The sequence below is a fragment of the Flavobacteriales bacterium genome, from assembly GCA_026129465.1.
GTDB lineage: Bacteria > Bacteroidota > Bacteroidia > Flavobacteriales_F > PHOS-HE28 > PHOS-HE28.
Genome location: JAHCIA010000001.1, coordinates 3,061,245 through 3,073,334 on the forward strand (window position 1 = coordinate 3,061,245; position 12,090 = coordinate 3,073,334).

Consider the following 12,090-nt stretch of genomic DNA (forward strand, 5'->3'; position numbering starts at 1 on the left):
GCGCCCGGAAAACCACGACCATGGCAGGTGAAGCGACCAAGGCTTTGAGCAACGACGTCCTCTGGGGCGGCGGCCGATCCCCGTTCAGCATCAGCTACGGGAAAATGATGATGTGGTTCTTCCTGGTGTCGGACGCGCTGACCTTCTCCGGCCTGCTGGTGGCCTACGGCTTCGTGCGCCACAGCACCACGGATGCCTGGCCCATCGGCGACGAGGTTTTCCGGGCCCTGCCCGGCCTCTCGGGCGATTACCCGCTGATCTACGTGGCGCTGATGACCTTCATCCTGATCATCAGTTCCGTGACCATGGTGCTCGCGGTGGAGGCGGGTCACCGCATGGACAAGAAGGGTGTGATCAAATGGCTCTTCCTCACCGTGATCGGTGGCTTCTTCTTCGTGGGATCGCAGGCTTGGGAGTGGTACCACTTCATCCATGGCGGCGGTGGCTACATCACCACCACCGAGGGGGCCAAGTACTGGGTCATGAACGATGACCATGACACCCACGACCCCGTCAACGCGGCGGGCTTCCATCTGCTCACGGCCAAGCCCGGCCACTACCTGATCGGAGAGGAGCGCATCGAGGGCCCTGCTGCCGTGAAGCTCTGGGAGGACCGGGTGGCCTACATCGACGGGGCCAACATGACCCGCAACGAGTACGGCCCGCCGCAATACGCGAACTTCTTCTTCTTCATCACCGGATTCCACGGCTTCCACGTGTTCAGCGGGGTGGTCATCAACCTCATCGTCCTGATCATGGTGATCAAGGGGGTCTTCCATCGCCGGGGCCATTATGAGATGGTGGAGAAGGTCGGCCTCTACTGGCACTTCGTGGACCTGGTCTGGGTTTTCGTGTTCACCTTCTTCTACCTCGTCTGAAATGGAGCGCGACGACATCATCGAGTACAGCCTGGACGCCCACCACAGCGAGGAGGCTGGCCGGGCCATCCGCAAGAAGATCTATTTCGTCACGATCCTGCTCACCCTGATCACCTGTGTGGAGGTGGGGCTGGGCATCGTGTGGAAAAGCTGGTTCCCCGATTCCTGGGGCATGGTGAAGTGGACCTTCATCGTCCTCACGCTGGTGAAGGCCACCTACATCGTGATGACCTTCATGCATCTGGGTGATGAGCGCCGAAACATCCGCGCGATCATTCTGCTGCCCTACGCGTTGTTCATCCTGTACCTGATCTGGATCGCGATCTGGGAATCGAACTACGTGAATTGGATCTGGAACAACTTCCTCTGAGCCGGGCACCGAAGCCCGCCAGCCCAGCGGTTAAATGGCTGGTGTTGGGTGGCATCGCGCTGTTCGTGGCCAGTCTCTTCATCTTCTTCTCTCCCGCGCTGGGCCTGGTGAAACACAATTTCACCTACCTGCCCTACTACGGCCCCAAGGAACCCGTGCTTGTGGAGCGCGACGGGAAGCCGGTGGTGGATACGATCTACCATACGGTGCCGCCATTCCGTTTCACCGACCAGAGCGGCAGGCCATTCACCGACCGGGACACCGAAGGGAAGATCCTGGTGGTGGACTTCTTCTTCACGCGCTGCACCACCATCTGCCCGCGCATGAAGGTGCGCCTCCAGCAGCTGCAGTTCAAGCTCGACGACAAGGCCTTCAGCGATGTGCTCATCCTCAGCCATACCGTGGACCCCGAGTACGACACGCCCGAGGTGCTGATGGCCCACGCGAAGCAGCTCCAGGCCGACACCAGCCGCTGGAAGTTCCTTACGGGCGACAAGCAGGCGCTCTACACCCACGGTGCCGACGGCTTCTTCCTGGCCGCACGTGAGGATGTGCTGGCGGACGATGGCTTCCTGCACAGCGAGCAATTCGTGCTGGTGGACAAGAACAAGCACATCCGCGGCTACTACGACGGCACCACCGCCGAGGGGATGAACGCCCTGGCCGCCGATCTGAAGATGCTGTTGAAGGAGGAGAAGATCAAGGCGAAGGAGGCGCGTGAGGCCGGCCGCTGAACAAGGACCGGTGCCGGACGTTCCTGCGACAACACCATGAAGCCGTATCCAACCGCCCTGCTGCGCATCGCCGAAGGTCCCGCCAAGCGGTGGATCTGGGCCTTCTCGGTCACCGTGTTCCTGGCCGTGGTGCTGCTGAACCGCGTGCGCATCCTGGCACCCGAAGGGATCGACCCGCACATCTTCGCCCGCATCAACGCCACGCTGAACACCTGCGTGAGCCTCTTGCTTTTGGTGGGTCTATTCACGGCCAAAGCGCGCCTTTGGACCGCGCACCGTGCCGCCATGCTCGGGGCGATCTCCTTCTCGGTGCTCTTCCTGGTCTCCTACATCCTGCACCATCTCTTCACCGGCGATACGACCTACGGCGGGGAGGGCCCCATCCGCTGGGTCTACTACCTCATCCTCATCACACACATCATCCTGGCCGCCGGTTCATTGCCCTTCATCCTGCTCACGGCCTACAAGGCGCTTTCGGCGAAGTATCCTGAGCACCGCAAGATCGCCAGGCGTGTGTGGCCGGTATGGTTCTATGTGAGCGTGAGTGGAGTGGTGGTCTACTTCATGATCAGCCCCTACTACTGATCCGTGCGGGTGTCGGACCCAGCATTCCGCCGTATACATTTGTCCTGCTCATGTTCCGCCATCTGCTCCTTCCACTGGTCGTGATCCTGGCCATGTCCGTACCTGCGGATGTGTGGGCGCAGGGCTGTTCCATGTGCAGGGCCGTGGTGGAAAGCGACCGGGGTGTCTTCGGCGGACGTCAGGAGATCGGCGCCGGGCTCAACACCGGGATCCTCTACCTGATGGCCGTGCCCTATGTGCTGCTCTTCCTGCTCTTCCGCAAGCGACTGGTGGCTTTCGTCAAGGAGATGTCGGGTGCGCAGGGTTGAGCGTGTCGTCCACCTACCTTCGCGCCCATTCGTTCTTTCGCATTCCCACTTGCATGTGGGACGCTTATCCAGAAAGGCTGAGGGATCTGGCCCTTTGAAGCCTTGGCAACCGTCCGGTGGTCCCACCCCCGGAAAGGTGCCAAATCCAGTCCGCCGCATGGCGGAGAAGATGAGCCGTGATCGGGTCCTTGCCTTGAAGCGAACAGGGTATGCCTCATCCGGTAACAACGGGTGGGGCTTTTTTATGACCTGGAATGAAGACGATCGAACAACTCGCAGCAGAACGGATCCTGGTGTTGGACGGCGCCATGGGCACCATGATCCAGAAGCTCGGCCTCACCGAGGCGGACTTCCATCCGAAGGGCATGGAGGACCACAAGATCCTGCTCAAGGGCAACAACGAACTGCTCTCGCTCTCACGCCCCGAGGCCATACGGAAGATCCACGAGCAATACCTCGCGGCCGGTGCGGACATCGTGGAGACCAACACCTTCAGCGCCACCAGCATCGCACAAGCGGAGCATGAGTGCAGTCACCTGGCGCGCGAGATGAACCTTGCATCGGTGCGCTTGGCGAAGGAGGCCTGCGCCAAATACACCGCCATGGACCCCGGCAAGCCGCGCTTCGTGGCCGGTGCCATCGGGCCCATGAACAAGACCGCCTCGCTCAGCCCCGATGTGAACGACCCCGGCTTCCGCGCCGTCACCTTCGATCAACTTGTGGCCGCTTACAAGGAGCAGGTGGAGGCCCTGCTCGACGGCGGCGTGGACATCCTGCTGGTGGAGACCATCTTCGACACGCTCAACGCCAAGGCCGCCTTCTACGCCATCGACGAGGTGTTCGAGGAGCGGGGCACCCGCGTGCCGCTCATGTGCAGCGTCACCATCACCGATGCCAGCGGGCGCACCTTGAGCGGCCAGACCATCGAGGCCTTTCTGATCAGCATGCAACACGTGCCGCTCTTCAGCATGGGCCTCAACTGCGCGCTGGGTGCGGCCCAGATGCGCCCCTACCTGGAGGCGATCGCCGACCATGCACCCTGCCGCGTGAGCATCTACCCCAACGCCGGCCTGCCCGACCAGATGGGCGAGTACCGCGAAACGCCCGAGGTCACCGCCCGCCTCGTGGGCGAGTTCATGGCCAACGGCTGGGTGAACGTGGTGGGCGGGTGCTGCGGGACGACGCCGGAGCATATCGCGGCGTTGGCGAAGGAGGCGGCGAAGTACGCGCCGCGTCAACTTCCTGTTCTAGCGTGATCGTGATCATCTCATTGTCCGATCGTCTGATCATCTGATCGACATGTCCATCCCCACCTACTCCGGCCTCGAGCCCCTGCGCATCTTCCCGGGTTCCAACTTCGTCAACATCGGCGAGCGCACGAACGTCACGGGCAGTGCGGCCTTCCGCAAGCTGATCAAGAACGGCAACTACGATGAGGCCGTGAACGTGGCGCGCCAGCAGGTGGAGAACGGCGCGCAGATCATCGACGTGAACCTGGACGAGGGCCTCATCGATGGTGTGGCGGCCATGACGAAGTTCCTCAACCTCATCGCCGCCGAGCCCGACATCGCGCGCGTGCCGGTGATGGTGGACAGCAGCAAGTTCGCCGTGATCGAAGCGGGGCTAAAGTGCCTGCAAGGCAAGGGTATCGCCAACAGCATCAGCCTGAAGGAAGGGGAGGAGGAGTTCCTGCGCCAGGCCAGGATCGTGCGTCGGCTCGGTGCCGCCGTGGTGGTGATGTGCTTCGACGAGGAGGGACAGGCCGACAATTTCGAGCGCCGCATCGCGATCGCGGAGCGCGCCTACCGCCTGCTCACGGAGAAAGCCGGTTTCCCGCCCCACGACATCATCATCGACCCGAACATCCTCACGGTGGCCACGGGCATGAGCGAGCACGACCACTACGCGGTGGATTACATCCGCGCGGTGGCCTGGATCAAGCACAACCTGCCGGGTGCCTTGGTCAGCGGCGGCGTCAGCAACGTGAGCTTCAGCTTCCGCGGCAACGAACCCGTGCGCGAGGCCATCCACACCGCCTTCCTCTACCACGCGATCAAGGCCGGCATGGACATGGGCATCGTCAACGCTGGACAGATCGGCGTGTACGACGACATCGAGAAGGAACTGCTGGAACACGTGGAGGATGTGCTGCTGGCGCGTCGTCCCGATGCCACCGAACGCATGGTGGCCTTTGCCGAGCAATTCAAGGGCGCGCCCAGCGCCGAGGTGGTGGCCCAGCAGGCAGCCTGGCGCGAAGGCAGCGTGGAGGAACGCTTGAAGCACGCGCTGGTGCATGGCATCACAGAGTTCATCGAGGGCGATACCGAAGAAGCGAGGGAGAAGCTGAGCGACCCCGTGGCCGTGATCGAAGGCCCGTTGATGGCCGGCATGAACGTGGTGGGCGATCTCTTCGGAAGCGGCAAGATGTTCCTGCCCCAGGTGGTGAAAAGCGCGCGGGTGATGAAACGCGCCGTGGCCTATCTGGAACCTTATCTCTTGGAGCGCAAGGCCACCTTGCCCATCGCCCAACAGAGCACCGGCGCGAAGAAAGTGCTGCTGGCCACGGTGAAAGGCGACGTTCACGACATCGGCAAGAACATCGTGGGCGTGATCCTGGCCTGCAACGGCTGGGAGGTGATCGACCTGGGGGTGATGGTGCCCAGCGAGAAGATCCTGGCCGCCGCGAAGGAGCACAAGGTGGATGTGATCGGTCTAAGTGGTCTGATCACGCCCTCGCTGGACGAGATGGTCCACGTGGCCAAGGAGATGCAGCGTGAGGGATTCTATACGCCATTATTGATCGGTGGGGCCACCACCAGCCGCGTGCATACCGCCGTGCGCATCGATCCGCACTACGACAAGCCCGTGGTGCATGTGATCGACGCCAGCCGCTGTGTGCCCGTGGTGAGCGAGCTGCTCAGCGAGGACCGGCGGGAGGCCGCTGCCACGCGGTTCAAGGCCGAGTACAGCACCGTGCGGGAGCAGTATGTCGGGCACGAACGCAGCAAGGAATACCTGCCGATCGAGGATGCGCGTGGCCGTGCCCTGCGCATCGATTGGGTATCCGAACCGCCCGTGGCACCACGCAGCACAGGCGTCTTCACCTACCGCAACTTCCCGTTGGACCAGCTGGTGCCCTACATCGACTGGACACCTTTCTTCCAGGCCTGGGAGCTGCACGGCCGCTATCCCGCCATCCTGAAGGATGCCGTGGTGGGCGCCGAGGCCACCAAGTTGTTCGACGATTCGCGGAGGCTGCTGGACCGCATCGTGAAGGAGCAGTGGCTGCAAGCCCATGGGGTGGCCGCCATCTGGCCCGCCAACGCTGTGGGCGACGACATCGAGGTGTACAAGGATGCTTCGCGCGGCGCCACCCTGGGCCGCTTCCACACCCTGCGCCAGCAGTTGAAGAAGACCGCTGGCCAGCCCCAGTTGGCGTTATCCGACTTCATCGCATCCAAGGAAAGCGGCCTCATCGATCATGTGGGCGGCTTCGCGGTCACGGCAGGGCAGGGCATTGAGGCCCATGTGAAGCGCCTGGAGGCCGAGCACGACGACTATGGGTCCATCCTGCTCAAAGCCCTGGCTGACCGCCTGGCCGAGGCCTTCGCCGAGAAGCTGCACGAGGTGGTGCGCCAGGATCTCTGGGGCTATGAGGCGCGTTCCTTCACCAATGAAGAGTTGATCAAGGAGGCGTACCAAGGCATCCGCCCGGCGCCGGGCTATCCCGCCTGCCCGGACCACACCGAGAAGCCGGAGCTCTTCCGCCTGCTCGAGGCCACCAAGCACACGGGCATCACCCTCACGGAAAGCATGGCGATGTACCCCACGGCGGCCGTGAGCGGCTGGTACTTCGCCCACCCCCAGGCCAAGTATTTCGGTGTGGGCCGGGTGGCACAGGACCAGGTGCTTGATCTGGCGTCCCGCAAGGGCTTGGAAGCCAAGGTCATGGAGCGGTGGCTGGGCAGCTTGCTGGCCTACGAACCTTGAGGCCCCGCCGTGCGTATCGACCGCCCGTGCGAGTATCCGTATTCCATGCCGCATCGCTGCTCATTCTCCTGCCCGCCCAGCTCTGGGCGCAGGGGCAGGTGTCTCCCGGCCTGACCCAGGCCAATGGGGATTGCACCGGCGCGATCGCCATCACCGACTCCATCTTCCGCCAGCCCCAGGCCGTGCGAGGCTTCGGCAACAAGCTCGAGATCAAGGAGAACCCCAGCGACCACAAGCAATGGTTCGAGCGGGAACACCATACCACTTGGTACACTTTCCGGTCACCGGTCACCACCACGCTCACTTTCGACATCATACCGGACAACATCGAGGACGACATCGACTTTCTGGTCTTTGAAGGAGCCATCCCCGGCATTTGCGACAAGATCGCCAGCAAGCAGGTGACGCCCGTCCGCAGCAACATTTCGCGCAACGACAAGGGCGACGGTTCCCGCTGCGGACTGCGCAAGGATGCACCGGACGCTTATGTGCGCAGCGGGGTGGGCAGCAGTTGGAGCCGTGCCCTTGAGGTGCAGCAGGGCGACCTGTTCTACCTGGTGGTCGACTACCAGAACCGTCCACTGGCCGGCTACACCATCCATTTCCACTACGATCCACCACCCCCGCCCGAAGTGGAGGAGAAGGTCAAGCCCAAGCAGAAGCTGGAGGTCGCGATCCTGGACGCGGCCACAGGCAAGCCCGTGGAGGCGAACATCACCATCGATGGGATGGTCTTCGACAAGGTGGTGGAGGGCAGGGGGAAGAGCCGCTATGAGTACGAGATGGACGTGTACCGCAACCTGCGCATCGGATGTGTGCGCAAGGGCTACATGTTCACCAGCATGAAGGTGAAGGGCACTTCCGATCCCGTGGTGAGCGTGGAGGTGAAGCTCACGCCCATCGCCCCGGGTGAAAAAGTGGTCCTGGACGACATCCGTTTCGTGGGCAACGACACCAAGGTGATGCGCCAGAGCGAATCATCACTCCTGATGCTGTTGCAGTTCATGACGGAGAATCCGAATGTGCGCATCGAGATCCAGGGCCATGTGAACGGGCCCACCTTCAAGAACAAGAAGGAGTTCATCGACCTGAGCACCGAGCGGGCCAAGACGGTGTACGACTTCCTCATCGTGAACGACATCGGTCCGCGCCGCCTGGGCTACGTGGGCCTGGGCAACAGCCAGATGCTCTACCCGGAGCCCAAGAACAAGGAACAAAGCGAGGCCAACCGCCGGGTGGAGATCAAGGTGCTGGGGATGTGAGCCCCGGTGCGCCTTCCGCCCCGTCCTTCCGCCGCTCATCACAAGCCGTCCCTCCTGCCGGGGCACCCCGGTAGTTTTGCCTTGCCCACGTTCCGGCCTGCGGCCTGCAAGGGCGAACCTATCCCGACATGCGCATCCTTCCCATCACGGTCGCCGCGGCCCTTGCGTCGTCGCTTTCCGCCCAGCAATACCTCACCCTCCAACAGTGCATCCAGCGCGCGGAGGAGAAGAACCTCATGGTGATCAACGCGTTGCTCGATGAGGAGATCTCCCAGGCGGCGCGCAGCCAGGCGAAATGGGACCTCGCGCCCGACCTCAACGGCTTCGCTTCGCACTCCTACAACTTCGGCCGGGTGGTGGACCGCTTCACCAACACCTTCGCCAACGACCGCGTGCGCAGCAACAACTTCTTCCTCAGCGCCAACGTGGGGCTATACGAAGGTGGGCGCAAGATGAACCGCATACGGCAATCGGAGCTGGATGTGCAGACCGCGGAACAGGCCCGCGAGGCCATGCTGAACGATGTGCGGCTGGAGGTGACACAGGCCTTTCTGGATGTGCTGGGTCTGCGGGAGCGGATCAAGGCCGGTGAGGCGCAGGTGGCCAACACGCAGGAGCAGATCGTCTTCACACAGGCCCTGGTGGAAGCCGGTCGCATGCCGCAGGCGGAACTGTTGACACTGCGTGCGCAGCTGGCCCAGGAGGAATTGCAGTTGACCGATGTCACCAACCAGCATGACCAGCGCCTGCTGGCGCTGGGCCGCACCATGCAGATGCAGCTGAACGAGTTGGTGCGCTTCGACATCCAGGCGCCTGACATCAACGGACTGCGCATCGTGGAACCCGCGGCCGGCGCGGAGGAGGTGCTGGAGGCCACGCTGAAGACCAACCCCAGCTACGCGCAGGCCGAGCGGACGATGCGGAGTGCTGAGAAAGGGATCGATATCGCCAGGGCGGACCATTTGCCATCACTCTTCCTCGGCGCTTCCGTGGGAACAGGCTATTCGGGCCTCAACCGCCGTGTGGTGGGCGAGCCCATCATCGGAAGCCCGCAGGCCATCGGCTTCACAGCGGGCGGCGAGACCGTCTTCGCACCGAACATCGGCTTCAACACCGAGCTCACGCCCTTCGGTAGCCAACTGGACCAGAACCTCAACGAGACCGTGGGCCTGCAGTTGAACATCCCCATCTTCAACAACATGCGCATCCGCACCAACGTGGCCCAGGCCCGGATACGGCATGAACAGGCGCGCAACCGCATGACCATGGTACGCGACGACCTGCAGCGCAACGTGGTGGACGCCTTGGTGATGCAACGCAGCGCCTACCGCCAATACCTCGCTGCGGATCGCGCCGTGGAGGCCGGCACCCTGGCCTTGGAATACGCCCAGGAGCGATTCAACGCGGGCGCCATCACCTCCATAGAACTCATGGCCTCCAAGACCCAGCTCAACCGCAATACCGCCGAGCTGATCAACGCCAAGTACCAGTACCTGATGGCCAGCAAGTACCTGGATATCCTGCAGGGGATACCGGTGGCATTGTAGCGCCTGCTCGTCGGGCGCAGCAACAGAACGCCTGATGTCGCGTATTAGTCAATATCGACTAACTTTGTTGTCGATATTGACTAAGCGCCCATGCCCCGCGATACCAAGGAACTCATCCTCGACAAGGCCAAGGAGGTCTTCAATGTACGCGGCTATGACGCCGTGACGCTGCACGAACTGGCCGCCGAGCTCGACATGAGCCGCGGCAACCTGGCCTACCATTACAAGGACAAGGACCTGCTGCTGGAGGCCATCGTGGCCGAGATGTGGGAGCGCATAGAGGAGGACCGCCGCAAGTTCCGGCCCTTCCCCAGCTTCGAGAACCTGCACAACGAGGTACAACTCTACTACAAGTACCAGCAGGAGTACGCCTTTCTCTTCCTGAACCCGCTCCTGCTGAACCACCCGGCGGTGCAGGCGCGGTTCCGCGAGATGACGCGCAAGACCATCGCCGACAACGAGGCCTCCCTCGCCTTCGCCATCAAGAACGGCACGCTGAAGCCTGAGCCGGTGCCGGGCTTATACCACAACATCGCCTTCATCACCTGGATGCTCGCGTTCTACTGGCTCTCCCAGCAACTGATCCGCGGTGAGCGCACCCGTGAGGATGGTGAGAAGGTGATCTGGAGCCAGCTGATACCGCACCTCACCGCCAAGGGCCTCAAGGACTTCAAGGCCTTCTTCGGCGAGGACTACTTCAACAACCTCGGTGAGCCGCTCCGCATGGAGACCGCGCACACCTTCACCTTCTGATCCATGGCCGTTCTGCAAAGCAACGTGAACACCGCCGCCGAAAGCGCCCGCGCCAACCGCGCGGAGATGATGAAGCTGCTGGAGAAGCTCGGCGGCCACATGGAGGAGAGCCGCTTCCAGGGAAAGCCCGAGACCTTGGAGAAAGCCCGCAAACGCGGCAAGCTCCTGGCCCGCGAACGCATCGAACTGCTGCTGGACCGCGACAGCCCCTTCCTCGAACTCCTGCCTTTGGCAGGCATGAGCGTGAAGGGCGGCTTCGGCGCGGGCGGCACCAATGTCAGCGGCATCGGCATCGTGCAGGGCAAGTTGTGCATGATCAACGCCAACGTGGGTACACGCAAGGGCGGCTCGGTGGACCAAGCCACGCTGCTGAAGGCGCTGCGCATCGGCAAGATCACCGAGGAGAACCGCCTGCCCACCATCAACATGGTGGAGAGCGGCGGCGCCAACCTCACCGACCAGGACAAGGTGTTCAACTACGGCGGCGAGACCTTCCGCCAGATCACCCAGCGAAGCAAGATGGGCATGACGACGATCGCTGTCGTCTTCGGGAACGCCACGGCCGGCGGCGCATATGTGCCCGGCATGAGCGACTTCTCCATCTTCCAGAAGAAGGCCGCCAAGGTCTTCCTGGCCGGTCCGCCGCTGGTGAAGATGGCCACCAACGAGGAGAGCACCGACGAGGAATTGGGCGGCGCCGAGATGCACAGCCGCGTATCGGGTGTGAGCGACTACCTCGCCGAGGACGAACTGGACGGCATCCGCATCGCACGCGAGCTGATGCAATGGGTGAAGGTGGAGCGACCGCACCTGGTGCCACAAGGTCCCATCGCCGAACCGAAGTTCGATCCCGAGGAGATCCTCGATGTGGTGCCCGCCAATGTGAAGACGCCCTTCGATGTGCGTGAGCTGATCATGCGTGTGGTGGACGGCAGCGAGTTCACCGAGTTCAAGCCCGAGTACGGCGGCACCATGGTCTGCGGCTGGGCAAGGATCCACGGCTATCCCGTGGGTATCCTGGCGAACAACGGTGTCATCTTCAGCGAGAGCGCCAACAAGGGCACGCAGTTCATCCAGCTCAGCAACAAGAACGACATCCCACTGCTCTTCCTGCACAATACCACCGGCTACATGGTGGGCAAGGAGTACGAGGAGGGCGGTATCATCAAGCACGGCGCCAAGCTGATCAACGCGGTCAGCAACAGCGAAGTGCCGCACCTCGCGCTGATGATCGGCAGCAGCTACGGCGCCGGCAACTATGGCATGAACGGCCGCAGCTACCACCCGCGCTTCCTCTTCGCCTACCCGAACAGCAAGATCGGCGTGATGGGCAGCGAGCAGATGGCCGGTGTGATGGAGATCATCCAGCGCCAGAGCGCCGCTGCTGCAGGCAAGGAGTACGACGAGCAGCAGGGCGCGATGATCAAGGCCATGCTGATCCAGGAGGCGGAGAAGAAGGCCAACGCGTGGCACAGCACCAGCGAATTGTGGGACGATGGCATCATCGACCCGCGCGAGACGCGCAATTACCTCGGCATGGCGCTGGCCATCGTCTACAACAGTCCCATCAAAGGCACGGAAGGCTACGGCGTATTCCGCATGTGATCAAGGAACATCCATGAACACGGCGCGATACGAAGAAGTGAGGGAGGTCCTGGCAAAG

At 62.6% G+C, this 12,090-nt stretch carries 11 protein-coding genes and 1 riboswitch; all 11 genes read left to right on the forward strand.

The features are described 5' to 3' along the window. The first annotated feature begins 20 nt into the window (after window positions 1–20). The 11 genes from KIT10_12985 to KIT10_13035 all read left to right on the forward strand — a co-directional run bounded on the left by KIT10_12985 (window position 21) and on the right by KIT10_13035 (window position 12,032). Window positions 21–878, forward strand: a complete 858-nt coding sequence (locus tag KIT10_12985; protein MCW5900175.1) for a cytochrome c oxidase subunit 3 — start codon at window positions 21–23, stop codon at window positions 876–878. Between the two features lies 1 nt (window position 879). Next, a complete protein-coding gene (locus tag KIT10_12990) occupies window positions 880–1,248 on the forward strand; it encodes a cytochrome C oxidase subunit IV family protein (protein MCW5900176.1) in 369 nt (122 codons plus the stop codon). Next, window positions 1,224–1,982, forward strand: coding sequence for an SCO family protein (locus KIT10_12995; GenBank protein MCW5900177.1), 759 nt, complete (start codon window positions 1,224–1,226; stop codon window positions 1,980–1,982). The genes KIT10_12990 and KIT10_12995 overlap by 25 nt, the downstream gene beginning before the upstream one ends. Before the next feature lie 36 nt (window positions 1,983–2,018). Continuing rightward, window positions 2,019–2,567 (forward strand): DUF420 domain-containing protein, encoded by a 549-nt coding sequence (locus KIT10_13000; GenBank protein MCW5900178.1) that lies wholly within the window; start codon window positions 2,019–2,021, stop codon window positions 2,565–2,567. Window positions 2,568–2,617: 50 nt separating this feature from the next. Further along, window positions 2,618–2,875, forward strand: coding sequence for a hypothetical protein (locus KIT10_13005; protein ID MCW5900179.1), 258 nt, complete (start codon window positions 2,618–2,620; stop codon window positions 2,873–2,875). A gap of 61 nt (window positions 2,876–2,936) precedes the next feature. After that, window positions 2,937–3,051: riboswitch (SAM riboswitch) on the forward strand. Window positions 3,052–3,129: 78 nt separating this feature from the next. Further along, window positions 3,130–4,131, forward strand: coding sequence for a homocysteine S-methyltransferase family protein (locus tag KIT10_13010; GenBank protein MCW5900180.1), 1,002 nt, complete (start codon window positions 3,130–3,132; stop codon window positions 4,129–4,131). Between the two features lie 43 nt (window positions 4,132–4,174). Then, window positions 4,175–6,865 carry a methionine synthase gene (gene metH / locus KIT10_13015; protein MCW5900181.1) on the forward strand — a complete coding sequence of 897 codons (2,691 nt, stop codon included), beginning with the start codon at window positions 4,175–4,177 and terminating at the stop codon, window positions 6,863–6,865. Window positions 6,866–6,891: 26 nt separating this feature from the next. Then, window positions 6,892–8,127: an OmpA family protein gene (locus KIT10_13020; protein ID MCW5900182.1), complete on the forward strand. Its 1,236-nt coding sequence runs from the start codon at window positions 6,892–6,894 to the stop codon at window positions 8,125–8,127. A 128-nt stretch (window positions 8,128–8,255) separates the two neighbouring features. Next, window positions 8,256–9,674, forward strand: a complete 1,419-nt coding sequence (locus KIT10_13025) for a TolC family protein (protein MCW5900183.1) — start codon at window positions 8,256–8,258, stop codon at window positions 9,672–9,674. A gap of 90 nt (window positions 9,675–9,764) precedes the next feature. Further along, window positions 9,765–10,427: a TetR/AcrR family transcriptional regulator gene (locus KIT10_13030; protein MCW5900184.1), complete on the forward strand. Its 663-nt coding sequence runs from the start codon at window positions 9,765–9,767 to the stop codon at window positions 10,425–10,427. Window positions 10,428–10,430: 3 nt separating this feature from the next. Next, entirely contained in the window at window positions 10,431–12,032 is a 1,602-nt protein-coding gene (locus KIT10_13035) for an acyl-CoA carboxylase subunit beta (protein ID MCW5900185.1), read from the forward strand. Window positions 12,033–12,090: the final 58 nt, after the last annotated feature.